This is a genomic window from Advenella sp. S44 (genome assembly GCF_002810445.1).
In the GTDB taxonomy this organism is placed as follows: domain Bacteria; phylum Pseudomonadota; class Gammaproteobacteria; order Burkholderiales; family Burkholderiaceae_B; genus Advenella.
Genome location: NZ_NEXS01000009.1, coordinates 165520 through 189395 on the forward strand (window position 1 = coordinate 165520; position 23876 = coordinate 189395).

At 54.8% G+C, this 23876-nt stretch carries 18 protein-coding genes; 3 read left to right on the forward strand and 15 right to left on the reverse strand.

Annotation, left to right across the window (positions count from 1 at the left end):
- Window positions 1–270: 270 nt before the first annotated feature.
- Window positions 271–1233 (forward strand): tripartite tricarboxylate transporter substrate binding protein, encoded by a 963-nt coding sequence (locus tag CAP48_RS14615; RefSeq protein ID WP_100697992.1) that lies wholly within the window; start codon window positions 271–273, stop codon window positions 1231–1233.
- 302 nt (window positions 1234–1535) lie between these two features.
- On the opposite strand, the gene CAP48_RS14620 is transcribed toward CAP48_RS14615, so the two are convergent.
- The 13 genes from CAP48_RS14620 to CAP48_RS20105 form a co-directional block, all read right to left on the reverse strand.
- Window positions 1536–3338 carry an ABC transporter ATP-binding protein/permease gene (locus tag CAP48_RS14620; RefSeq protein WP_100697994.1) on the reverse strand — a complete coding sequence of 601 codons (1803 nt, stop codon included), beginning with the start codon at window positions 3336–3338 and terminating at the stop codon, window positions 1536–1538.
- A complete protein-coding gene (locus tag CAP48_RS14625; protein WP_100697996.1) occupies window positions 3328–4290 on the reverse strand; it encodes an oligopeptide/dipeptide ABC transporter ATP-binding protein in 963 nt (320 codons plus the stop codon). Before CAP48_RS14625 ends, CAP48_RS14620 begins: the two co-directional genes overlap by 11 nt.
- Window positions 4283–5347: an ABC transporter ATP-binding protein gene (locus CAP48_RS14630; RefSeq protein ID WP_242444505.1), complete on the reverse strand. Its 1065-nt coding sequence runs from the start codon at window positions 5345–5347 to the stop codon at window positions 4283–4285. The genes CAP48_RS14625 and CAP48_RS14630 overlap by 8 nt, the downstream gene beginning before the upstream one ends.
- Window positions 5344–6189, reverse strand: a complete 846-nt coding sequence (gene ddpC, locus CAP48_RS14635; RefSeq protein WP_100698641.1) for a D,D-dipeptide ABC transporter permease — start codon at window positions 6187–6189, stop codon at window positions 5344–5346. Before ddpC ends, CAP48_RS14630 begins: the two co-directional genes overlap by 4 nt.
- Before the next feature lie 26 nt (window positions 6190–6215).
- Window positions 6216–7229: an ABC transporter permease gene (locus CAP48_RS14640; protein WP_242444506.1), complete on the reverse strand. Its 1014-nt coding sequence runs from the start codon at window positions 7227–7229 to the stop codon at window positions 6216–6218.
- A 102-nt stretch (window positions 7230–7331) separates the two neighbouring features.
- Window positions 7332–8882 carry an ABC transporter substrate-binding protein gene (locus CAP48_RS14645; protein WP_242444507.1) on the reverse strand — a complete coding sequence of 517 codons (1551 nt, stop codon included), beginning with the start codon at window positions 8880–8882 and terminating at the stop codon, window positions 7332–7334.
- 516 nt (window positions 8883–9398) lie between these two features.
- The gene (gene ddpX / locus CAP48_RS14650; RefSeq protein WP_197707279.1) at window positions 9399–9962 is read right to left on the reverse strand and encodes a D-alanyl-D-alanine dipeptidase; all 564 of its coding nucleotides are present in this window, start codon (window positions 9960–9962) and stop codon (window positions 9399–9401) included.
- Between the two features lie 168 nt (window positions 9963–10130).
- A complete protein-coding gene (locus CAP48_RS14655; RefSeq protein ID WP_100698000.1) occupies window positions 10131–11543 on the reverse strand; it encodes a tryptophan--tRNA ligase in 1413 nt (470 codons plus the stop codon).
- A gap of 24 nt (window positions 11544–11567) precedes the next feature.
- Entirely contained in the window at window positions 11568–12659 is a 1092-nt protein-coding gene (gene zapE / locus CAP48_RS14660; RefSeq protein WP_100698002.1) for a cell division protein ZapE, read from the reverse strand.
- A gap of 214 nt (window positions 12660–12873) precedes the next feature.
- Window positions 12874–14304 (reverse strand): dihydrolipoyl dehydrogenase, encoded by a 1431-nt coding sequence (gene lpdA, locus CAP48_RS14665; RefSeq protein WP_100698004.1) that lies wholly within the window; start codon window positions 14302–14304, stop codon window positions 12874–12876.
- Between the two features lie 91 nt (window positions 14305–14395).
- A complete protein-coding gene (gene odhB, locus CAP48_RS14670; protein WP_100698006.1) occupies window positions 14396–15649 on the reverse strand; it encodes a 2-oxoglutarate dehydrogenase complex dihydrolipoyllysine-residue succinyltransferase in 1254 nt (417 codons plus the stop codon).
- Between the two features lie 33 nt (window positions 15650–15682).
- Window positions 15683–18559, reverse strand: coding sequence for a 2-oxoglutarate dehydrogenase E1 component (locus tag CAP48_RS14675; protein ID WP_100698008.1), 2877 nt, complete (start codon window positions 18557–18559; stop codon window positions 15683–15685).
- 342 nt (window positions 18560–18901) lie between these two features.
- Complete coding sequence (locus CAP48_RS20105; protein WP_153045711.1) at window positions 18902–19210, reverse strand: hypothetical protein; 309 nt, start codon at window positions 19208–19210, stop codon at window positions 18902–18904.
- Here CAP48_RS20105 and CAP48_RS14680 point away from each other — a divergent pair.
- Together CAP48_RS14680 and CAP48_RS14685 are read left to right on the forward strand one after the other, a co-directional pair.
- The gene (locus CAP48_RS14680) at window positions 19209–21491 is read left to right on the forward strand and encodes an NADP-dependent malic enzyme (RefSeq protein ID WP_100698010.1); all 2283 of its coding nucleotides are present in this window, start codon (window positions 19209–19211) and stop codon (window positions 21489–21491) included. The genes CAP48_RS20105 and CAP48_RS14680 overlap by 2 nt on opposite strands.
- On the forward strand, window positions 21488–21886 hold the full coding sequence (locus CAP48_RS14685) for a DoxX family protein (RefSeq protein WP_197707281.1): 399 nt from the start codon (window positions 21488–21490) through the stop codon (window positions 21884–21886). The genes CAP48_RS14680 and CAP48_RS14685 overlap by 4 nt, the downstream gene beginning before the upstream one ends.
- Window positions 21887–22260: 374 nt before the next feature.
- Here the strand turns inward: CAP48_RS14685 and CAP48_RS14690 are convergent, their stop codons facing one another.
- Window positions 22261–23574, reverse strand: coding sequence for a citrate synthase (locus CAP48_RS14690; RefSeq protein WP_100698014.1), 1314 nt, complete (start codon window positions 23572–23574; stop codon window positions 22261–22263).
- 39 nt (window positions 23575–23613) lie between these two features.
- Window positions 23614–23874, reverse strand: a complete 261-nt coding sequence (locus CAP48_RS14695; protein ID WP_100698016.1) for a succinate dehydrogenase assembly factor 2 — start codon at window positions 23872–23874, stop codon at window positions 23614–23616.
- Window positions 23875–23876: the final 2 nt, after the last annotated feature.

Genomic DNA, 23876 nt, shown 5'->3' on the forward strand with positions numbered 1-23876 from the left:
TATGACCTGTCTGTTACCCGACTGGCCGCTTATATCGCCAACGATCCATCGCCGACCTTATCCCTTATAGTAAATCAAGCGCGGACCGACTGTGGATCTTTTTACCAGCACACTGCGACCTGCGTCGCCAACGACGGGCCGTGGGCTCAGCCGCCCGCGACTGGATAATTCATTTGACAATATATCGATGTCTTAATATAGTTGTCGTACAAGCGTAAACAACATCAGACATCTTATCTTAACAGAATAGTATTGGCGGAGACAAAACGCATGATTGATAAATTGCTTACAAGCGCGCTGGTAATGGCAGCGGCTGTGGCAGGGCCTGCCCTGGCAGCGTATCCGGAAAAGCCGGTAAGAATAATTGTACCGTTCGTGCCTGGCGGCTCTTCGGATATCACCGCACGCACTATTGCGCCGGGTATGGAAAAAGTGCTGGGCCAAACGGTAATTGTGGAAAACAAGCCGGGTGCCAATGGCGCGATTGCCGCCCAGGAACTGAAAAATGCCAAGCCCGATGGCTACACCTTGATGGTCGGATCCATTGGCACCTTCGCGATCAATGAAGGGCTTTATAAAAAACTGTCCTACAATCCGAGCCAGGATTTCGACTACGTGAGCCAGCTGGTTCGCAACCCTAACGTGCTGGTCGTGTCCTCGAAAATTCCGGTCAACACCGTCGCCGAACTGATCGAATACGCTGGCAAGCATCCGGACGAGACCTCGTATGCCTCCTCGGGCACCGGCTCATCGGATCATTTATCTGCTGTGATGTTCCGCCAGCGCAGCAACACCACGGGAATAGACGTTCCGTATAAAGGCGGCGGCGCCGCTATTGCCGATCTGCTTGGCGCGCAGGTAGATGTGTCGTTCCAGAATCTGGGCGCTGTGCTCACGCATGTGCAGAGTGGCAAGCTCAAGGCGCTGGCCACCACAGGTTCCGAACGCGCGCCCGAGCTGCCTGATATACCTACCATGGTTGAATCCGGAATGAAGGATATGGTTGTTTACTCCTGGCAAGGCGTTGCCGCGCCCAAGGGCACGCCCAAAGAAGTGATTGACAAGCTGCACCAGGCCGTCAGCGAAAGCCTGAAACAATCGCGCACTCAAGAGACCATGAAAAAACTGGGCTTTACCATCGTGGGAAATAATCCCTCGCAATTTACCCAGTTTCAGCAAGAAGAAGTGAGCAAATGGAAGCAGGTGATCAAGGCCGCGGGTCTGAGCCAGTAGCAGGGGCAAGTATTCTGCATCAGTAATCTGCGCGGGTAACTTGGACTGTAGTCTTTGCCCGGGTTAGTAAACCGCTATTGCGAATGCAATAATGCGGTCTATTAAATCTGCCTGGTCCACCCGCATTCGCCTAAGGAAAGGCAATATCGATGAGCTGGCGTAGCTCTGGGCCTTTCCTGCCAATTTGCCACCTCTGCGCGACCAATACAGCGTCCGTACGCAGCAGTACGGCGCAAATCAATACACCGTCACGTGCAATTTGCCGGCGTCACTGGCTGGCGGCATCTTGCCCGCGACGCCTCTCAGACATCCGTCCCTTCTTCGCTTGCGGCAAACTGCATGGCCCACATCCGCGCGTATACGCCGTTGGCCTGCAACAGCCGGACATGAGAGCCCTGTTCGACCACCCTGCCCTGATCCATGACCAGGACCCGGTCGGCATCCACAATAGTGGACAAGCGATGGGCGATAATCATGGTCGTTCGGCCTTTTGTGATTTTGTATAATTCATCCTGGATCGCTCTTTCGGTGCGCGTATCCAGCGCACTGGTCGCTTCATCCAGCACCAGGATGGGTGGATTTTTCAAAATGGTGCGGGCAATCGCCACGCGCTGCTTCTCGCCGCCAGACAATTTCAGACCGCGCTCGCCCACCTGTGTATCGTAACCTTCTGGCAACGACATCACAAATTCGTGAATACTGGCGGCCTTGGCCGCTTGCAGCACTTCGTCCCGCGTCGCTTCGGGACGCCCGTAGGCAATGTTGTAATAAATACTGTTGTTGAACAGGACAGTATCCTGCGGCACGATCCCGATATGCTCACGCAAGCTCAGTTGCGTGTATTCGCGGATGTCACGACCGTTAATCGTGATCCGTCCCGATGTTACGTCATAGAAACGAAACAACAAGCGCGACAGGGTGGACTTGCCGGCGCCGGAGGTACCTACGACCGCAACCGTCTCTCCTGCGCCAATCGTAAAACTGACATCATGCAGTATCTGTCTTTCCGGTTCGTAAGCAAAGCCCACATGCTCAAAGCGAATTTCGGCATTGCGCGTATTCATTGGAACGCTTTGTGGCGTGTCTTCAATCTCCTGATGCTGGTCAAGGATGCCGAACATGCGTTCCATGTCAGACAGGGAGTTCTTGATTTCGCGATAAATGAATCCCAGGAAGTTGAGCGGTGCATACAACTGCGTCAGGTACGCCGATATCAGGACAATATCCCCGACTGTCATTTGCCCCGTCGTCACGCGCCCCGCAGCCATCCATAACAGCACGACCATGCCCACCGTAATAATGACGCCCTGCCCGGCGTTCAGCATATTGAGCGAAATCTGATTCTTGACCGCTGAATCTACCCAGGTGCCCAAGTTGGTATCGTAGCGATTGATCTCGTAGGATTCATTGTTGAAATACTTGACGGTTTCGTAATTGATCAGGGCATCAATCGCCTGTGTATTGGCCATGCTGTCCAAACTGTTCATGCGCCTGCGCATGACCATGCGCCGCTCTGTCACCACAAGCGTGAATACGATATAGGCGGCGATGGTGGCCAGAATCACAACGGCAAACCAGATGTCGTAGCGCACCAGCAAAATCACCATGACCATGGACAGTTCAAGCAACGTGGGCAATATATTGAAGAGCGTGAAGTTGAGCAAAAACCCAATGCCCTTAGTGCCGCGATCCATATCGCGACTGAGACCGCCGGTCTGCCGCTCCAGATGATAGCGAATTGAAAGTCCGAAAAGATGCGTAAAAATTGTGGCGGCAATCCGTTGTATCGAGCCTTGCGTGACTTTGGCAAACAGGGCATCACGCAACTCCGAAAAGACACTGCTGGAAATTCTTGCAAAGCCATAGGCCAGTAGCGCTGCGACCGGCAGCATAAGCGTCGTCCCGGGAAGGCTCAGCTGATCGACAATATCTTTCAGATACACTGGCAGCATGACGCTGGCCACTTTGGCAATCACCAGGCACGCCAGTGCGCCTATCACGCGCCACTTGAACATCCACACATAAGGCAATAGCGAGACAATAACGCCAAAGCCTTTTTTTCTTGCTGCTCTTGCAGATTCTGTCTGCGTTTTTTTATTTTTCATCTGGCTCATCATGATCGTAGCGGTGGCACCGGACACTGTGTGCCGGCGTTTCTTCGGGTATGGGTTTGAGCAGTTGCCTGTGTTCGCATCCTTGTGTGCGAAATGCACAACGGTCCAGAAAAAAACAGCCCCCTGGCAACACACGATTGCCCGGTAATTCGGGGATGGCCTGCACGGCGTTTTCCGGCAAGACGGATCCCAGGACCGGCACCGCGTCAAGCAATAGTCGGGTGTAGGGATGGCGCTGTCGCGCAAGAACATTTGCCGTGTCGCCCAGTTCTACAATCTGTCCAAGATACATGACCGCGATGCGGTTGCTCATATGCCGGATGACCGAGACGTTGTGCGAAATCAGAATATAAGTGAGCTGGTGCTCACGTTGCAACTTGAACAGCAGGTTGATGATCTGCGCCTGCACTGAAATATCCAGCGCCGATGTCGGCTCATCAAGCACAATCACATCGGGATCGGAAGCCAGCGCCCTGGCAATGGCAATACGCTGGCGCTGTCCACCGGAAAACTCATGCGGATAGCGGTTCAGATAATCCGGCGATAAACCCACTTGTTCAGCCAGTCGCGCAGCAAGGGCCCGCATGGCAGGTTCCTGCGCTTTTCCCTTGACATACACGGGCTCGGTCATGATTTTCCAGACTGGCAGACGCGGATCCAGCGACGACTGCGGATCCTGGAAAACAATCTGTACATTGGGCTGGCCAAGGTCATTGTTCCAGCGTAATTGCCCATGTGTTGGATGTTGCAGACCCATCAACACCTGGGCCAACGTGGTTTTTCCACAGCCCGATTCGCCCACCACACCCAGCGTTTCGCCACGTCTGACGGCCAGATCCACACCATTGAGCGCATGTGCCCAGGCCCGGGCCTTGCCGCGCCAGTTGCGCTTTACGGGAAAGTGGACATGGATGTCGTCAAGTCTGAGAATGGCCTCAGGCATCACGCGTCTCCCCAACTGTCATCCAGCATGCGGCAGCATGTGCGCCAGACCCGGCCATCGGCTTGAGCGGCATCAGCGACGGAATCCGGCTACAGGCTTCTGTTTGCAGACTGCAGCGGTTGCGAAAGGCACATCCATCAGGCAGATCTGCCAGGTTTGGCACTTGACCCGAAATCGCCAGCAGCGGCGCACCCGGCGTAGCGTTGTCCGGCAGCGCCCCAAGCAGCCCTCGCGTATAGGGATGGCCTGGTGCACGAATGACGTCGCCGGTTGCGCCCTGCTCCATAACACTGCCGGCGTACATGACATAAATCCGCTCACAAAATTGTGATACGACGGCCATGTCATGTGTAATCAGCAAAATGGCGGTCCCGGTCTTTTTTGCTCGTTCACGCAGCAGCATCAGTACTTGCTTTTGCACCGTGACATCCAGAGCCGTCGTTGGCTCGTCGGCGATCAGCAAGGACGGGTCGCAAGAGAATGCCAGCGCAATCATGATCCGCTGGCGCATTCCCCCGGACAGCTCAAAGGGGTAGGCATCAAACACCTGCACAGGATCGGCAATGTGCATGTCTCGCAACAATGAAATGGCGCGTTCCCGCGCCTGTTTTGCCGACAGCGAGGTATGCCTTGCAATGACGTCTGTAATTTGACGACCCACCTTCATGGTCGGATTCAGCGCTGTCATGGGCTCCTGAAAAATCATGGCCATGTCGCGGCCGCGAATATGGCGCATTTGCTTTTCCGAAGCATCCAGTATGTTTTTTCCCGATTTGTGAATACTCCCCTTGCGGACAATATAGTGCTGTCGGGGAATCAATCGCATGCTCATCATGGCGGTCACCGATTTTCCCGAACCCGATTCGCCCACGATGCCCACAATCTCACCGGGCTGCACCTGAATGGTCACGCCATTGAGCGCACGAACAGCGCCCCGGTAAATGGGAAATTCAATATGCAGATTAGCTATGTCCAGTACCGGCGGGATGCTTTCCTGCCCCGCTGGCGCCGCCGCTACGTGCCGCGGCGCAATGGGCTGATTGTTGGGCCTCATCATTTCACCTTCTGTTTCGGATCCAGCATATCACGAACACCATCTCCAAGCAGATTGAACCCGATAGCGGTAATCAGGATCGCAATACCCGGGAAAGTAGAGTACCACCACTGGTCCAGTAGAAAATTACGACCCGAGGCGATCATTGCACCCCATTCGGCCGTTGGCTGCTGGGCGCCCAGGCCGATAAATCCGAGCGCGGCCGCCATCAAAATGGCATTACCGATATCCAGCGTCATCTGCACAATCACCGGCGGCAAGGCATTGCGCAATACGTGCCAACGCACGATATGTCTTTTGCCAGCTCCGAAAGTACGGGCTGCCTGCACATAGGCCATCTCGCGAATGCTCAGCGTTTGGCCCCGAGCCAGACGCACATAATAGGGAATACGCACAATCGTGATGGCAATCATTGCATTGAACAGGCTCGGGCCCAGCGCTGCGGCAAGCGCCATTGTCAAAACCAGCGACGGAACGGACAGCACAATGTCCATCACACGCATGATAACGGTATCAACAGTTCGGCCGATAATGCCCGAAAAGCAGCCAATGACCGAGCCGATGGCGCTGGCCACGAATGCCACGAAAATGCCGACGCCAATGGACTGACGTGCGCCATACAGCACGCGACTGAACAGATCTCTTCCGACCTCGTCGGTACCGAAAAAATGCGTCGCCGATGGCGCCAACAGCCGGTTGCTCAGGTCGATGGCATCAGGATCGTGTCCGGTAAGCAGCGGCGCCAGCAACGCAGCCAGACACATCAGGCCGATCAGCGTGAGTCCGACCAGCATCATAGGGCTGCGCCGCAACTGATACCAGAAATACGAAAGCGAATAGGACATTGACGAGGTTCCACCCATTGCAGTCATCAGCCGGCATCCTTGATACGAGGGTCCAGTACGCTGTACAGCAAATCAACCAGCATATTGAGCAGGACATAGACAAACGACACTAGCACGGCAAACCCCATGACGGCGGGAAAATCCAGCGCCTGGATGGAATCAACCACATACAGTCCCATACCGGGCCAGCCAAAGACCGTCTCGGTCAGCACTGCGCCGTAAAGCAGATCGCCCATGGCCAGCCCCAGTACGGTTACTGAAGGGATCAGCGCGTTGGGAAGAGCGTGCCCCAGAATAATCTTCCATCTTCCAAGCCCATAGGCCTGTGCGGTGCGCACATAATCTTCGGATAGCTGCTCCAGCATGGACGAGCGGATTTGCCGGGCCACGACGCCCAGGTGCACGAAACTGAGTGTGAACGCAGGCAGCGCCAGATGCTGGGCCGCACTGCGAAATAATTCCCAGTCGCCGGCCAGCAGCGAGTCTATCAGGAAGAAACCTGTGACAGTCGGCGGATCTCCCAGCAGGCTATCAATCCGGCCACCCGAAGGAAACCAGGACAGATGCCCGTAAAAAATAATGAGCAGCCCCAGGCCGAGCCAGAATGCAGGCATGGAAATACCCATTACAGCCAGGGTGCGGGCAATTTGATCGATCCAGGCGTTTTTGTAGACCGCCGACAAGACACCCAGAGGTATACCCACCAGCATGGAAAAGATCAGCGCCACAATGGCCAGCTCCAGTGTGGCCGGGAAAAACGCAAGCAGATCTTCTATGACCGGTCGGCCGGTACGTATGGAAGTGCCTAAATCGCCCTGTAGCAGTCCCTTCAGGTACAGCCAGTACTGTTCGTATAGTGGCAGATCCAGGCCGAGTTTCTGACGAATACCGGTAACGATTTCCTCTGTTGCCCGGTCACCGGCAATGAGCCGTGCCGGATCGCCGGGAATCATATGAGAGACAATGAAAGTGATCATTGATACGCCCAGCATCACCACAACGAGCCAGGGCAGGCGCTTGAACAATATCTGGAAAAACAAAACGAGCCTTTTTGGAAATGATATCGACGCCGTGTCGGTTTAATTACCGCATGTTTGACAGATCCGGTTCGCAACGGCACGCACCGGATCGTATCGCTCGCATCAGTCTTTGGAAATATCCGCTACGTTATATACATCGTGCAGCATCGGATTATAAGCGTAACCTTTTACGTTATCGCGCAAGCCCATCTGGTTGCTATGCTGGAACAGGTAGACATAGGCGTAGTCCTTGACGACTTGTTTTTGCGCCTGCTGATACAAGTCCGTGCGCTTGGCCTGATCGGTTTCTTCCGCAGCCTGGCGCACCAGTTTGTCCACTTCCGGATTTGAATAGAATGACCGGTTCCCGGGCAGACCTTGCTTGGACGAATCAAACCAGTAGTTCATGAACATGAACGGATCGGCAAAATCCGGAGACCAGTTGCCAATTGAAATATCGAAATCCCCTTTTCCGAGGCGGTCGCGCATGGTGGCATTGGCCAGTTTTTCCAGTCGTACCTTGACGCCGACGGCCTGCAAACTGGCTTGCACCGATAGCGCAATGGGTTCCCAGTAAGGCTCTTTGGTCGAATAAAGCAAGGTAAGCGGCTTGTCAGGCGCCGCCTCGCCTACGCTTTCCTTGGCCGCAGCCAGATCGGTCTTGACGCCCGGCAACGTCTCGTCATGGGCCCACATGCCTTCGGGAATGGGACCATTGAGCGGTTTGGCTTCGCCATGCATAATGCCATTGATCATGCCGTTGTAATCGACTGCCTGGGCAATACCCTTACGCAGCGCGACATTACTGAGCGGTCCCGTCTTGTTGTTCAGGTACAGGTACGATACCAGCAACGATGGCACTTTCTTGAATACCACACCGCTGGCATCTTGCATCGCTTTAACCTGGTCAGGCTGTATGCTGCCGACAATGTCCAGGTCGCCATTTTGCAATTGCAGGCGCCGGGCTGAAGCCTCGGGCACGATTTTGAATGCGACTTTTTCAAGTGTGGGCTGCTGGCCGCCGTAATGAGGATTACGCTCAAGAATCAGGCTGCGACCCTTGTTCCATTTTGCCAGCTGATAGGGTCCCGAACCGGCGGTATGGCCGGCCAGATATTTGTCTGCCCCGCCCGCCTGTTTTTCAACCGCCGGATTGATGATGCCTGCGCCGTTGTTGGCCAGGATATTGAGGAATGGCGCAAACGGCTTGTCCAGCTTGAACTCCACGGTCATGGGGTCCTTGACGGTCACCTGCAACCCTGCCGGGAAAGGTTCAGACGGGCCCTGCTTCATTTTCATCAGGCGGTCAAAACTGTATTTGACCGCTTGGGCGTCGACCGGTGCGCCGTCACTGAATTTCTGCCCCTCATTCAGCGTGAATGTCCAGGTGAGCTTGTCAGCCGACGTTGCCCAGCTTTTTGCCAGCTCCCCTTCCACTTCGGTCGAGCCCTCAGCCTTGTATTTAATCAGGCGCTGATAGCTGGGATAGGTAATGGACCAATCGTTATTATCCATGGTGACAGCGATATCCAGCATTTGCGGATCGGCACTCTTGGAGATAACCAGCATATTCTTAGGCGTGGCCGCTTGCGCTGTGACGCTGACGGACAATCCGAGGGCGGCGGCACAGGCCGCCATAAACGCGTTTCTCATAAACTTACGGCGAACTGACATGGAAAGACTCCGATAGAATGAACTAACTACAGGCGGGAACCCGATCACGGCAAGCTACGCAGGCCGCGCCAGGTCATTGTTGCCGGCAGGCATTGGCGACAATGATTGGTATGCAGAAAACCGGGAGAGCCCTCAGCCTGCACATGAACGGCAAATCTTAGCAAATGTCGTCGGAATAGGAAATAGACATATATCCCTATACCAGTATCTCAATATCGAGGTCTTAATATCAGGATTGTCGTTTCGGAATCGCCATCACCGATTGTTGTACCCAAATCGCTATACTCGGATTGTTGTACCCGGATTGTTGTACCCGGATTGTTGTACCCGGATTGTTGTACCCGGATTGTTGTACCCGGATTGTTGTACCTGGATTGTTGTACCTGGATTGTTGTACCTGGATTGTTGTACCTGGATCGTCTTACCTGGATCGTCTTACCTGGATCGTCTTACCTGGATCGTGTTGCCTGGTTTACCCAATCAGGAGCGCCACATGGGAACGCCATACTGAGTTCGCTATACCGTCACCAGCGTACTTTCGATGACAGGGTAAGCACCCGAGTTCGGCAATTCGTAATGCCACCATTCGGACTTGATGCCGCGGAACCCCGCATGCAGCATAATACCCAGCAATAGCAGGCGATTTTTTTGCACGATGGCAGGCAAGTCTGCATAATCGTGGTGCGAGGCATCTTCCATGGCATCAAAACCGGTGCCCATGTCCAGTTCGGCGCCCTGTTCATCCAGCAACGTAACATCCACGGCGGTGCCGCGCGAATGATGCGATCCCTGTAACGGATCCGCGACATACTGGGCATCAGGCAGCGCCAACCAGAAGATTTTCTGCGCGGCAGGCGGCCGGTATCCGTCAAAGACCTTAAGGGTGTATCCGGCTGAACGGGCCAGTTCCGAAGCGCGAAGCAATCGCGGCGCCGCGTCTTTGTGCAACGCACACCGGGCGGTCTGATACACGACGCGCCCTGCAATGTTATTGCTGCTGGCATAAACCAGGTCAATGACAACACCATACTGTGCTTCGTTGATAATAACCAAATCCTGATCGATCACCGCGGTGTCCATATACTGATTGCCCTGTAAAAATATGCCCAATGCGGCCATTGTAATCTTTCGGCTGCCATCAACCAAGCTCGCCAGACAGCACATGCAGTGAGGTAGCCGTGAGCCCTGCTCACCACCACCCAGCGCACGGAATGACTTGTCAGGCACCAATACCGTGGCCGGGCGGCATTAGGACGACGCGTCGCTGGCAGGCGCCAATGACTCTACTGTCTGCAGCAAGCGCACAATCAGCGATTCGCGTTCCATCTCCGATTGCATCGCAGGGCTGGCACCCAATTCCTGTTCGTCCAGCACGACAGTGATACTATAATCCGGATTGCGCCGAATCAGCGAGCGAAGGTCTAGTGATAGCAATTGTGATGAAAATTGCCCTGCCTGTTTCGGTTCGGCATACGGAGCCGACAGCAACAGCGTATCGCCATCGGCCGCGACCAGGCGACTGCGGAATGCGCCCGCTTCATCGCGAAAACTGATAAACCGGGCCGCCTTACCACTTTTCTTTTTGGCAGGCGCTGCACTGGCCACGCGGGTGCCATTGCGCAAGCCGATAGCTTCGCGAATTTGCTGCATGAATGGCGTTGCCAGCTTGCGCGCCTTGGCCGCGCCGGCGTGCAGGATATCTTCAATCCTTTCGGGATTGTCCATCAGCGTGACATATTGCTCGCGCATGGGGGCCAGAATACCTTCCAGGTGAGCGGCCAGTTTTTGCTTGGCATCGCCCCAGCCCATGCCGTCAGCCAGTTCACGCCGGAAGTTTTCAGTATCCTGGGGCGTGGCAAACGCCTTGTAGATCAGAAACAGGTGAGACGCGTCGGCATCTTTGGACTCGCCTGGTGCGCGCGAGTCGGTCACGATCCGCGCAATGGCATTTGATAATGCCTTGGCGCCACCCTCAAAAAGCGGGATAGTGTTGTTGTAGCTCTTGGACATTTTACGGCCATCCAGGCCGGGCAGCGTTGCCACGTCTTCATCAATCTGCACATCGGGCAGCACAAAATAGTCCCGTCCTGCTCCGTACTGGTGATTAAAGCGTTGGGCAATATCCCGTGCCATTTCCAGATGCTGGATCTGGTCGCGGCCGACCGGCACGCGGTTGGCATTGAACATCAGAATATCGGCTGCCATCAGTACCGGGTAAGAAAACAAACCCATATTCACGCCATCATCAGGCTCGACGTTTCGGGCCACGTTCTGATCGACCGATGCCTTGTAAGCATGGGCGCGATTCATCAGGCCTTTGGGCGTAATGCAGGTCAGTATCCAGCTGAGTTCAGGAATTTCCGGCACATCCGACTGGCGATAAAACGTTACCTTGTCGGGATCCAGTCCGGCGGCAAGCCAGGTCGCGGCAATTTCAAGGCGCGAGCGGGCCACGCGCTGCGGATCATCACATTTGATCAGGGCATGGTAATCTGCCAGGAAAAAGAAGGCATCGACGTTGGGCTGGCGACTGGAGGCGACCGCTGGCCGGATGGCACCTGCGTAATTGCCCAGGTGCGGTGTTCCTGATGTCGTAATGCCCGTCAGTACGCGTACACTTTGACTTGCGCTACTGGGGATGGGAGTTTGTTCAGCACTCATATTCGATTTCCAACTGCAATAATATTAAAGTTTCACCGACAATCGTCTTTCGGATTCAAGGTATTCTTTGGACTGCATTTCGGTAATACGGGACACGGTCCGGTGAAATTCATTGGCCAGGACCCCTTCGGTGTACAGCTCCTGAGCCGGACATTCGGCAGACATGATCAGTTTGACATTATGATCGTACAAGACGTCAATCAGCCAGGTAAAACGGCGCGCCTCGGACGAATGCCGGGGCATCATGCGTGGTACACCCGACAGAATGATTGTCTGATAGCGATTGGCCAGCTCCAGATAGTCATTCTGCGAGCGGGGTCCGCCGCAAAGTTCCGCAAAACTGAACCATACCACTGATCCGGCCACCGCAACCGCCTTGATCACCCGGTTTTCAATACGCAGATCGGTATCCTGAGGCGCGGTTTCTGCCAGTCGATCAAACGCCTGTTGCAATTGCGCTTGCGTGTCGTCATTCAGGGGAGTCAGGTACATGGGTACCTGTTCCAGCGTCCGCTGGCGATAATCCACACCGGTATCAACATTGAGTACATCCATCCGCTTCTGAATCAGGGCAATGGCCGGCAGGATCCTGTCGCGGTGCAAACCATCCGGGTACAGCGTCGATGGTTCATAATTGGATGTCATGACAAAGCTGGTGCCATTTTCAAACAGATTGAGCAGCAGCTTATAGAGGATCATGGCATCTGCAATATCCGAAACGTGAAACTCATCAAAGCAGATCAGTTTGTATTTTTCACTGATGAGGCGCGCCACTTCGTCCAGCGGGTCGCTCTTGCCCCGCAGTTGCTGCAATTGATGATGAACGCTGCGCATGAATTCATGAAAATGAATCCGTGTCTTTTGCTCGATCTGTACCGTCATAAAGAACGAATCCATCAGAAAGCTTTTGCCACGCCCGACTCCGCCCCACATATAAACGCCGCGCGGCGGCTCGGGCTTGCGGAAAAAGCGCCGGAAAGGCTTGCCCAGCTCCTGCTTGTACGCCACCAGCTCATCGGCAAATACCTGCAGACGCGCAATCGCCCGCTGCTGGGCCTCATCGGCCTGATAGCCGCGCTCAGCAAGGGTCTTTTCGTAATATTGCAGTACGTTCATGAAACAGGTCGGTTCAAATCAATTCGGATTGAGGGCAAGACTGGCAAGGGGGACACGACGCGCCTGGCCCTCGCGGGCCGACTGATATGCTTGTACCGCAGGAACAGGCCGGGGTGCCAGTAGCACCCCGGATTGCCCAATACGCAACGTTCAGACTGACGGCAGGCACCGGCCGAACCCGATGCCTTTGCCGTATACAACATCGTGTTGTTGATCAGAAGTTCAGAGCACGTTTATCAACGGCCAGTGCGGCTTCTTTGAGCGCTTCGGACAAGGTCGGATGCGCATGGCAGATACGCGCGATATCTTCGGAGGCACCTTTGAACTCCATGATCGTTACCGCTTCGGCAATCAGTTCGGATGCCATGGGGCCAATAATATGCACGCCCAGCACTTCGTCGGTCTTGGCATCGGCAATCACCTTGGCAAAGCCGGTGGTATCACCCAGCGCACGCGCCCGGCCGTTGGCCATGAACGGGAAACTGCCGGTACGGATTTCGCGCTTTTCTGCCTTCAACTGCTGTTCGGTCTTACCGACCCATGCAATTTCCGGAGAAGTATAGAGAACCCAAGGAATGGTATTGAAGTTGACATGGCCGTGCTGGCCGGCAATGCGTTCGGCCACGGCAACGCCCTCTTCTTCGGCCTTGTGTGCCAGCATCGGGCCGCGCACCACATCGCCCACAGCCCATACGTTTGGCAGATTGGTCTTGCACTCTTCATTTACATTGATGAAGCCGCGCTCGTCCAGTTGCAGGCCGACACTGTCGGCATTCAGGTTACCCGTGAACGGAACACGACCAATGGAAACGATCAGTTTGTCTACAGCCAGAGACTGCTCGGCACCTTTGGAATCGGTATAGGGAACGGTAATGGTTTTTGTCGTGGACTTGATCTCACCGATCTTGACCCCGGTTTCAATTTTCAGACCCTGCTTGGCGAATGCCTTCTGGGCTTCCTTGGCGACCTGCGCGTCGGCGGCGGCCAGAAACTCGGGCATGGCTTCCAGAATGGTGACTTCAGCACCCAGGCGGCGCCAGACGCTACCCATTTCCAGACCAATCACACCAGCGCCGATCACACCCAGTTTTTTGGGAACGGCTGGCAGACGCAACGCGCCGTCATTGGACAGCACTTGCTTCTCATCGAATGGCAGCCCGGGCAAGGCACGTGCCACCGAGCCGGTGGCCACAACGACGTGGGTCGCTGTCAGGCTTTCTGCTTTTTTCCCGGTCACACTAATTTTCCAGCTGCCATCTTCGGCCTTGCCGTCGAACGCGCCCACACCGGAAAAGAATGTGACTTTGTTTTTCTTGAGCAGATAAAGAATGCCATCGTTATTTTGCTTGACAACCGTGTCCTTGCGACCGATCAGCGCGTCAAGTTTGAGCTTGACACTGCCCACTTCAATGCCGTGTTCAGCAAAATGGTTGTTGGCTTGATCAAAATGTTCGGACGATTGCAACAGGGCTTTGGATGGGATGCAGCCCACATTGGTGCAGGTGCCACCGAGTTTGGGATTGCCGGCCTCATCGGCCCAGGCATCAATACACGCCACTTTCTTGCCCAGCTGCGCAGCACGGATCGCTGCAATGTAGCCGCCAGGACCGGCGCCAATTACGACAACGTCAAATTGTGAAGACATAATATTCTCTTGATTTCGATATAGCAGATGCGATTGCCGCATCCTATGAAAAACGCGCGCCCCGTGAAGGGGCGCATTCAGACTGTGGCGATTACAGATCCAGCAGCAGGCGCTGCGGGTCTTCGAGCGCCTCTTTCATGGCAACCAGGCCCAGTACGGCTTCACGACCGTCAATGATACGGTGATCGTATGACATGGCCAGGAAGTTGATCGGGCGGATAACCACCTGACCATTTTCCACTACGGGGCGGTCCTTGGTGGCGTGAACGCCCAGGATCGCAGACTGCGGTGGGTTGATGATAGGCGTGGACAACATGGAACCGAAAACACCGCCGTTGGAGATAGAGAACGTGCCGCCAGTCAGGTCTTCCAGACTAATCTTGCCTTCTCGTGCCTTGACGCCGTATTGAGCAATGGTTTTTTCGATTTCAGCGAAAGACAGCTGATCCGCGTTGCGAATGATAGGCACCACCAGGCCGCGCGGGCTGCTGACCGCGATACCGATATCAAAATAACCGTGATAGATAATATCTTTGCCATCGACAGAAGCGTTAAGCAACGGGTATTTCTTCAGCGCAGCAACGGCGGCCTTGACGAAAAAGGACATGAATCCGAGCTTGACGCCGTGTTCTTTTTCAAAACGGTCTTTATAAGCGTTGCGCAGGTCAATGACCGCCTTCATATTGACTTCATTGAACGTCGTCAGAATGGCGTTTTCCTGCTGGGACTGGATCAGGCGCTCGGCAATACGTGCACGCAAACGAGTCATGGGCACACGCTGCTCCGGACGACCGTCAAGAGACAGGCCATCGGCAGTGCCGGCGGCAGCGGCCGCCGGTGCAGCGGCGGGCTTGGCAGAAGCGCCAACCGCATCCGCCTTGGTCACACGACCATCACGACCGGAGCCGGCTACATCATCAGCGGCAATGCCTTTTTCAGACAAGATTTTGCTGGCGGCAGGAGAGGCAACGCCTGCACTGCCTTTGCTGGCTTCGGCGGCTTTGGGAGCCTGCTCGGCTTTAGGCGCTTCGGCTGCTTTAGGCGCTTCGGCTGCTTTGGCGGGCTCGGCAGCCGCCGCTTCAGGCGCGGCCGCACCGGCTTTTGCTTCGGTGTCGATTTTTGCCAGCAACTGGCCGGAAGTCACTGTGCTGCCATCGCCTTCGGCGATTTCGGTAAGCACACCAGTCGCCGGCGCGGGCACTTCCAGTACCACCTTGTCGGTTTCGACTTCGATCAGGGTTTCATCCTGAGTGACAGCTTCGCCGACTTTCTTTTTCCATTCGAGCAGTGACGCTTCTGAGATCGATTCGGAGAGCTGAGGAACTACAACGTCAATAATAGCCATTTTCAATAATCCGTAAAATTGTAATTAGACCGCTTACTTGGTCAGAATGAACCCTTTGAGCTTGGGCGCGAAAGCCTGTTCCACCAATGCCTTTTGCTGCTCTATATGTTTGGCCATATAACCGACAGCAGGCGAAGACGAAGCAGTACGTCCGGCATACCCAAGGCGCTGTCCTGCAGACATGTCTTCATACAGGTGGTGCTGGATATAGAACCACGGACCCTGGTTCTGGGGCTCGTCCTGTACCCATACGACTTCCGTCGCATTCGGATACTTGGCCAGTTCACTGGCAAACGACTTATGGGCAAACGGATACAACTGCTCTACCCGCAGAATCGCAACGTGGTCGGCATCGCGTTCCTTGCGTGCATTCATCAAATCATAGTAAACCTTGCCGGAGCAAACAAGCACACGCTTGACCTTCTTGGCATCCAGATTGCTGTTAATTTCACCCAGGATAGTGTGGAACTCGCCAGCGGCCAGTTCGCTCAGCGGCGAGGTGGCATCCTTGTTACGCAACAGTGATTTTGGCGTAAAGATAACCAGCGGCTTGCGGAATGGCCGGATCATTTGGCGACGCAACAGATGGAAAATCTGCGCAGCGTTGGTCGGCTGCACACACTGCATGTTATGGTCGGCGCACAGTTGCAGGAAGCGCTCGATGCGAGCCGAAGAGTGCTCGGGGCCCTGTCCTTCGTAGCCGTGCGGCAGCATCAGTGTCAAACCGGACTGGCGTCCCCATTTGGCTTCGCCGGAGCTGATAAACTGGTCAATCACTACCTGCGCGCCATTGACGAAATCGCCGAACTGGGCTTCCCAGATGACCAGCGTGTTCGGCTCAGAGCAAGAATAACCGTATTCAAAACCCAGGACAGCCTCTTCTGACAGCACAGAATCGATGACGGTAAACGGCGCTTGCGAATCGGATACATTCTGCAGGGGAATATAGGTGCCGTCATTCCAGCGTTCACGTTTCTGGTCATGCAACACGGCGTGCCGGTGGGTAAATGTGCCGCGCCCGGAATCCTGTCCGGTAATACGGATGGTATAGCCGGATGAGAGCAACGTGGCAAACGCCAGATGTTCGCCCATACCCCAGTCCAGATTCTGCTCGCCCATTGCCATTGCACGACGGTCAGCCAGCAGTTTTTTCACCAGGTTATGAGGTGTAAAGGTATCGGGAACCGTGGTAATGCGCTCGCCAATGCGTTTGAGTTCGGCCAGCGGCACGGCAGTGTCGGCACTGTCAGTCCACTTGGCGCCCAGAAACGGTGTCCAGTCAATGGAATATTTATTCTTGTAGTCGGTTAGGACAGGCTCGACAGTTTTCTGGCCGTCTTCCATAAGCCGGCGATAATTCTTGACAAACTCTTCGCCCTCGCCTTCGGTCAACACACCCTGCGCAGTCAGTTTATCTGCGTATATTTTACGTGTGCCGGGGTGCGCGCCAATGCGCTTATACATGAGTGGTTGCGTGAGCGACGGCGTATCCTGCTCGTTATGTCCCAGTTTACGGTAGCAGATGATATCGACGACCACATCGTGGTTGAACTCCATACGGTAATCGAGCGCCAGGCGCGTGGCGAAAACCACCGCTTCCGGATCATCGCCGTTGACATGAAAGACCGGCGCTTCGATCATCTTGACCACATCGGTGCAGTACAGCGTAGACCGGGCGTCGCGCGGATCGGATGTCGTAAACCCGATCTGATTATTAATCACGATATGCAGCGTGCCGCCCGTACCATAACCGCGGGTCTGCGCCATATTGAGGGTTTCCATGACCACGCCCTGACCGGCAAAGGCCGCGTCGCCATGCACAAGCACCGGCAGCACCTGCTGGCCCAGCGGATCCGCGCGGCGCTCCTGCCGTGCGCGAACACTGCCTTCGACGACCGGATTGACGATTTCCAGGTGCGACGGGTTAAATGCCAGTGACAGGTGCACCGGACCACCGCGGGTGGACAGGTCGCTGGAAAAGCCATTGTGATATTTCACGTCGCCGTCGGTCAGGCCTTCAGCATGCTTGCCTTCGAACTCGGCAAACAGGTCGCCGGGCATTTTGCCCATGATATTGACCAACATATTCAGGCGACCACGGTGGGCCATGCCCACGATAATTTCCTGAACGCCCAGATCGCCGGCGTGATTGACGACTTCGTCCATGGCGGCGATAAAGCTTTCTCCGCCTTCAAGCGAGAAGCGTTTCTGACCCACATATTTGGTATGCAGGAAACGCTCCAGCCCTTCGGCTTCGGTCAGTTGCTGCAATATGCGTTTCTTGGTGCCGCTATCGAAGGAGCCGTTGGCATGGGTCGACTCCAGGTGTTCTTGCACCCAGCGTTTGGCCTTGGGGTCGGACATATGCATGAATTCAACGCCGACTGCGCCGCAATAGGTGTCGCGCAGGGAATTTAAGATTTCACGCAGAGTCATGGTGCCCTGTTTCGTGAAATAAGTGTTGGTGGCAGAGTACACCTGGTCCAGGTCGGCTTCGGTCAGGCCGTAAAAGGCAGGATCGAGTTCTGGAATTTCGGGGCGTTCGCGACGTTTCAACGGATCGAGTTCTGCCCAGCGTACCCCCAGGGTGCGATAGGCGGCGATTAGTGACTGAACGTGAAGCTGTTTACTGGCCACCTCCAGCGATGGCGCAGTGGCCCGTGCTGCCTGGGCAAAGGCATTGGCCTTGGCGCGCTGAGCGAAGGAAGTGACGACAGAATGATGGTTCTGGTCCCGTGTGCGTTCGGAGCCGTCTGTGGCGGGCGTGTGCTGAAGCTGATCAAAGTAGTTACGCCAATGGTCCCCCACTGCAGCCGGATTGGCCAAGTACTCTTCGTACAGTTCTTCAACGTAGGGAGCATTACTCCCAAATAAATAAGAGGTAGATTTTTTTTCAGTTTCCGTTGTCATAAAATCGCTTCACCGTTGCGGGTGTTTCACCCTTTGAGATGCAGGTATACCTTCCGGGTTACGGCTAGACCGAGTTGCGGATAGCGGGCAGAAGGCACATAACATAGCCTTGATAGCCAATGCCTTAAAGTATAACCACCGGGCAGTCTTAATCCAAGGAACTTTTTCGATTATGCAGGAAATAACCGGTTTCAATCGATTGTGATTGGTATATTTCAATATTTCGTTGCTAACGACCCACGCCGCTGCCGCAGCTACCGGTTTTTACCGGCGTGCGCGCTCGCAGATCGGCGGCCCCATTTTCACGTTCAGCAATTTTTTTGGATGGCCCGCCGATCCTTTTTAAAAGAGGGCCTGCCATTGTTTTTTAGAAATCGGGCGACCCATCCTTTTTAGAATAAAGGACGCTCTTGCCGCGCCACCGAGCATCCGCCATGTCAGCCACGTTGTGGTCATAAACGATGCGCCCGACCGCGACTGCCCGATCACTAAAGCGGAATCACCAAGGGCAAAGCCCGAGGCACTCACCTGCAGCCAGAGGGGGCAAGTTGCCGCATGAAGGCGGCCAACGGCGTTATCATATCGAAACTGTAATTTTTTTCCATTGCAATGAACAGAACAATATTGTTGAACCTTAAGGATAGAAACCATGAGCCACGACCGTAACAAACTTGCCCTGGACTACCACGCGTATCCAACGCCGGGCAAAATTTCCGTTACCCCGACCAAACCCCTGGCCAACCAGGATGACCTGTCGCTGGCTTATTCTCCCGGCGTCGCTGCGGCGTGCATGGCCATTTTTGCAGATGGCGACATGGCAGCATCAAAATATACCTCGCGCTCCAACCTGGTGGGCGTTATCACAAACGGCACGGCCGTACTGGGACTGGGAAATATCGGTCCGCTGGCTTCCAAGCCCGTAATGGAAGGCAAAGGCTGCCTGTTCAAGAAGTTTGCCGGGGTCGATGTATTCGATATCGAGCTGGCGGAAAATGACCCTGACAAACTGGTGGACATCATTGCCGCGCTGGAGCCCACACTAGGTGGCGTCAATCTGGAAGACATCAAGGCGCCGGAGTGCTTCTATATCGAGAAAAAACTGCGCGAACGCATGAAGATCCCGGTTTTTCACGATGACCAGCACGGCACAGCGATCATTTCTTCGGCTGCCATTCTCAATGGCCTGAGAATCGTCGGCAAGGACATCGACAAGATCAAGCTGGTTTGCTCCGGCGCGGGTGCCGCTGCCATTGCCTGCCTGGATCTACTGGTCAACCTGGGCGTGCCGCGCCAGAACATCTACGTCGTGGATTCTCGTGGCGTTATCTGGGAAGGCCGCGACGACAACATGGAACCGAACAAGGCGCGCTACGCACAGAAAACCGATGACCGCACGCTGGCAGACGTCATGCGTGACACCGATGTGTTCCTGGGCTGCTCAGCCAAAGATGTCCTGAAACGAGAGATGGTCGCCACCATGGCAGACTTTCCCCTGATTCTGGCACTGGCTAATCCCGATCCGGAAATCCGCCCGGAAGATGCCAAGGCGGTGCGCCCTAACTGCATTATCGCGACTGGCCGCTCCGACTACCCCAATCAGGTCAACAATGTGCTGTGCTTCCCTTTCATTTTCCGCGGCGCACTGGATGTCGGCGCCACCCGGATTACGGAAGAAATGAAGATGGCGTGCGTACACGCTATTGCAGAGCTGGCGCAGGCCGAGCCTAGCGATGAAGTTGCCCTGGCCTATGAAGGCCAGGATCTAAGCTTCGGGCCCGAATACATTATTCCAAAACCGTTTGATCCTCGGCTGATCGTCCAGATTGCCCCGGCTATTGCCCAGGCGGCCATGGAGTCGGGCGTGGCAACCCGCCCGATAGAAGACATGGATGCTTACCGCCAGCAACTGCTTGGGTTCGTCTACCGTTCCGGCCCGCTGATGCGACCCCTCTTCAAACAGGCCCGCACAACGCCACCGAAACGCGTCGTTTATGCAGATGGCGAAGACGAACGCGTATTGCGTGCAGCGCAGACGGTCATCGACGAACAACTGGCCTACCCGATTCTGGTGGGTCGTCCTGCCGTCATCGAGATGCGGGTCAAAAAACTGGGGCTGCGCCTGGCTGCCGGCATCAATATGGAAGTGGTCAACCCCGAAGACGACGAACGCTTTACGGAAACCTGGACAGCCTACTACAAAATCAAAGGGCGCGATGGCGTAACGCCCAATGTGGCTAAAGCCATGGTTCGCAAGCACAATACCCTGATCGGTGTGTTGCTGATGGAACGCGGCGATGCCGATGCCATGATCTGCGGCGTGGGCAGCCGCTTTGACAACCAGCTCAAATATGTATCGGAAGTGATTGGCCTGAAGGAAGGTGTTACGACCTACGCCGCCATGAACGTATTGATTCTGCCTGACCAGACGCTATTCATTTGCGACACGCATGTCAATGAAGATCCGACGGACGAACAGATTGCAGATATCACAATCCAGGCGGCCGACGAAATGATCCGCTTCGGCATCCAACCCAAAATCGCCCTGCTGTCGCATTCGAATTTTGGCAGCCGTCCTTCAGACTCTTCGCACAAAATGTCCTCGGCCCGTCGCCTGATCGCGCAACGTCGCCCGGATCTGGAAGTCGATGGCGAAATGCATGCTGATGCCGCTTTGTCCGAACGCATCCGGCTGGACGCCTATCCAGACTCCACGCTTGCAGGTCGTGCCAATCTGCTGATCATGCCGAATCTGGATACCGGCAATATTACCTATAACATGCTGAAAATGACCGGCAGCCATGGTATCGCGATGGGCCCGATTTTGCTGGGTGCGGCCAAGCCCGTCCACATCCTGACCACCAGCACGACAACGCGACGCATTGTCAATATGACAGCGCTGGCCGTCGTTGACACGCTTGGAGAGTCCAAATAATGCGCTCGGACGATATATCAAAACTGGTGCTGCGCCTGACGCTTGGCATTCTCCTGCTCATGCACGGCATCTTCAAGGTGCAAAACGGCATCGGCGGGATTATGGGCATGGTTGCCTCTACCGGGCTACCCGGATGGCTGGGTTACGCCGTTTATATTGGCGAGGTGATTGCGCCGATCCTGCTGATCGTCGGCCTTTACTCGCGTATTGCCGCAGTGCTGATTGCGATCAACATGGTGGTTGCCATTGCGCTGGCCCATAGCGGCCAGCTGTTCATGGTGACAGGCAACGGCGCGCTCAGACTGGAAACACAATACTTCTTCCTGTTTACCGCTATCGCCGTCTTTTTTGCCGGCGCGGGCCGTTTCAGCATGAATAGCCCGTACAACAACTAACAGGACAGGCAAAACCTGCAAAACCTGCTGCCCGCATAACCGACAGCAGCGTCTAGCTGCCAGCCGAATCACAACCGTGGTTCGGCTTTTTTGTGGGCCGGTTTCCCCGTTTCACTATTTTTCACGCCCCAACGCTATCAGGTACGGGCGACGTCATCAATGGCATGCTCATGACCAAAGCAAGCTCACCCGCCACACGACAGGCCCAACCCGAAACGGCCGTTCACGTCATTTCACGGCAGCTACCCAGTTGGCAAAATGCACAAGAGCAAAATGCATTAGATAAGCGACAGAGGAACGATCGGCAACCGACAGACGAAAAAAAACCGCAGATGTTTAGTCTGCGGCCTTTTCGGTCAAGCAGCGCACAAGTATTATTTGCGTGTCTCGATATTGCCAACATCCCGAGCCGAGTAGCCGGTATACAACTGGCGTGGACGGCCGATTTTGTAATCAGGATCAGACAACATTTCGTTCCATTGTGCGATCCAGCCTACTGTACGAGCCAGTGCAAAAATCGCGGTGAACAGCGACGTTGGAATGCCAATGGCGCGCTGCACGATGCCTGAGTAAAAATCGACGTTCGGATATAGTTTGCGCTCGACGAAGTAAGGATCTTCCAGGGCGATACGTTCCACTTCCATCGCCAGCTTGAACAATGGATCGTCTTCCAGACCCAGTGATTCGAGCACTTCCTTGCAGGTTTCCTGCATCAGTTTGGCGCGAGGATCGTAGTTTTTGTAGACGCGATGGCCAAAACCCATCAGACGCACGCCCGAGTTCTTGTCCTTCACTTTTTCCATGAACTCGCCAACTTTTTCGATACCGCCATTGGCTTGCAAGTTTTCCAGCATGTTCAGGCAAGCCTCGTTGGCGCCGCCATGAGCAGGACCCCAGAGGCAAGCCACGCCGGCAGCAATCGCCGCAAACGGGTCGGTGCCTGAAGAGCCGCAAAGCCTTACCGTTGAGGTAGAAGCGTTCTGTTCGTGATCCGCATGCAAAATGAAGATGCGATCAAGCGCACGTTCGACCACATCATTAACTTTATATTCTTCGCATGGCGTTGCGAACATCATGCGCAGGAAGTTGCCTGTATAGGACAGGTTATTCTGCGGATAAATGTAAGGCTGGCCCAAAGAATACTTATATGCCATGGCAACCAATGTCGGCATTTTCGCAATCAGACGAATCGCTGAGATATGACGGTGCTCTGGATTGGTGATATCGGTTGAGTCGTGATAGAACGCAGACAGCGCACCGACCAGACCGGTCAGCACAGCCATGGGATGGGCGTCACGGCGAAAGCCGCGCAGGAAGAAATGCAACTGCTCATTGACCATGGTGTGATGCGTTACTGTTTGGTCAAACTCTTCTTTCTGCGATGAGTTGGGCAGTTCGCCATTCAGGATCAGGTAGCAGATATCCAGGAAGCTGCAATTGACTGCCAGTTGCTCGATAGGGTATCCGCGATAGAGCAATTCGCCCTTCTCGCCATCAATATAGGTGATTTTGGATTCGCACGCTGCCGTGGACATGAAGCCGGGATCGTAGGTAAACATGTCGGTCTGGCTGTACAGCTTGCGGATGTCAATCACATCCGGTCCTACCGTGCCCTTGTAAATAGGCAGCTCAATCTTCGTAGAATCATCTGAAAAGCTCAGAATCGCTTTCTTGTCAGAGAGGTTCATTTAACATCCTTAAGAAAAAACCAGACTTCAGTCTGCCCGCTATCCCTGCCGCATCAAATCGATAAGGCGTTGTATATTAGGCGTATCATAGATACCTTCCGGCTCGGCACGGTCAAGAAGAATATCAAGCAGACTGTTGTCATCAAGTTCAAAAAGCTGGGTGAGCGACGAGACATCCTCGTCAGTCAACTCCTGTTCGTAACGATCCAAAAATTTGGTAATAATCAGATCGTTTTCAAGCAGTCCCCGGCGAGCACGCCAGCGCAGGCGCGCCCGTTCCAGTTCGGTTAGTGTGGTCATTG

Excerpts from the sequence above, each read along its gene's own strand:
- CAP48_RS14615 (WP_100697992.1), top strand. The coding sequence starts at position 271 with ATGATTGATAAATTGCTTACAAGCGCGCTGGTAATGGCAGCGGCTGTG.
- CAP48_RS14620 (WP_100697994.1), bottom strand. The coding sequence starts at position 3,338 with ATGAAAAATAAAAAAACGCAGACAGAATCTGCAAGAGCAGCAAGAAAA.
- CAP48_RS14625 (WP_100697996.1), bottom strand. The coding sequence starts at position 4,290 with ATGCCTGAGGCCATTCTCAGACTTGACGACATCCATGTCCACTTTCCC.
- CAP48_RS14630 (WP_242444505.1), bottom strand. The coding sequence starts at position 5,347 with ATGATGAGGCCCAACAATCAGCCCATTGCGCCGCGGCACGTAGCGGCG.
- ddpC (WP_100698641.1), bottom strand. The coding sequence starts at position 6,189 with ATGTCCTATTCGCTTTCGTATTTCTGGTATCAGTTGCGGCGCAGCCCT.
- CAP48_RS14645 (WP_242444507.1), bottom strand. The coding sequence starts at position 8,882 with ATGTCAGTTCGCCGTAAGTTTATGAGAAACGCGTTTATGGCGGCCTGT.
- ddpX (WP_197707279.1), bottom strand. The coding sequence starts at position 9,962 with ATGGACACCGCGGTGATCGATCAGGATTTGGTTATTATCAACGAAGCA.
- CAP48_RS14655 (WP_100698000.1), bottom strand. The coding sequence starts at position 11,543 with ATGAGTGCTGAACAAACTCCCATCCCCAGTAGCGCAAGTCAAAGTGTA.
- zapE (WP_100698002.1), bottom strand. The coding sequence starts at position 12,659 with ATGAACGTACTGCAATATTACGAAAAGACCCTTGCTGAGCGCGGCTAT.
- lpdA (WP_100698004.1), bottom strand. The coding sequence starts at position 14,304 with ATGTCTTCACAATTTGACGTTGTCGTAATTGGCGCCGGTCCTGGCGGC.
- odhB (WP_100698006.1), bottom strand. The coding sequence starts at position 15,649 with ATGGCTATTATTGACGTTGTAGTTCCTCAGCTCTCCGAATCGATCTCA.
- CAP48_RS14675 (WP_100698008.1), bottom strand. The coding sequence starts at position 18,559 with ATGACAACGGAAACTGAAAAAAAATCTACCTCTTATTTATTTGGGAGT.
- CAP48_RS14680 (WP_100698010.1), top strand. The coding sequence starts at position 19,209 with ATGAGCCACGACCGTAACAAACTTGCCCTGGACTACCACGCGTATCCA.
- CAP48_RS20105 (WP_153045711.1), bottom strand. The coding sequence starts at position 19,210 with ATGGTTTCTATCCTTAAGGTTCAACAATATTGTTCTGTTCATTGCAAT.
- CAP48_RS14690 (WP_100698014.1), bottom strand. The coding sequence starts at position 23,574 with ATGAACCTCTCTGACAAGAAAGCGATTCTGAGCTTTTCAGATGATTCT.
- CAP48_RS14695 (WP_100698016.1), bottom strand. The coding sequence starts at position 23,874 with ATGACCACACTAACCGAACTGGAACGGGCGCGCCTGCGCTGGCGTGCT.